General features: G+C 37.3%; 1 protein-coding gene. It reads left to right on the top strand.

All coding sequences use genetic code 11. The annotated features are described in order from the left end of the window. A partial coding sequence (locus IDG60_RS20240; RefSeq protein WP_164826062.1) for a GA module-containing protein occupies window positions 1–627 on the top strand: 627 nt, incomplete at both ends.

Genomic DNA, 627 nt, shown 5'->3' with positions numbered 1-627 from the left:
ATGGTATTGATGATGAAAATGCAACAAAACAAACTCAAAAATATCGTGACGCTGAACAAAGTAAGAAAACTGCTTATGATCAAGCTGTAGCTGCTGCGAAAGCAATTTTAAATAAACAAACAGGTTCCAATTCAGATAAAGCAGCAGTTGACCGTGCATTACAACAAGTAACAAGTACGAAAGATGCATTGAATGGGGATGCTAAACTGGCAGAAGCGAAAGCGGCAGCTAGACAAAACTTAGGTACTTTAAACCATATTACGAATGCACAACGTACTGCGTTAGAAGGTCAAATCAATCAAGCGACGACTGTTGATGGCGTTAATACTGTAAAAACAAATGCCAATACATTAGACGGCGCTATGAATAGCTTACAAGGTGCAATCAATGATAAAGATGCGACATTAAGAAATCAAAATTATCTTGATGCAGATGAATCAAAACGAAATGCATATACGCAAGCTGTCACAGCGGCTGAAGGCATTTTAAATAAACAAACAGGTGGTAACACATCTAAAGCAGACGTTGATAATGCATTAAATGCAGTTACAAGAGCGAAAGCGGCTTTAAATGGTGCTGAAAACTTAAGAAATGCGAAAACTTCAGCAACAAATACGATTAATGGTT

Source organism: Staphylococcus sp. EG-SA-2 (assembly GCF_017152085.1).
Note: the sequence above shows the minus strand (reverse complement) of the source record. Positions and strands in the feature narration are given on the sequence as shown.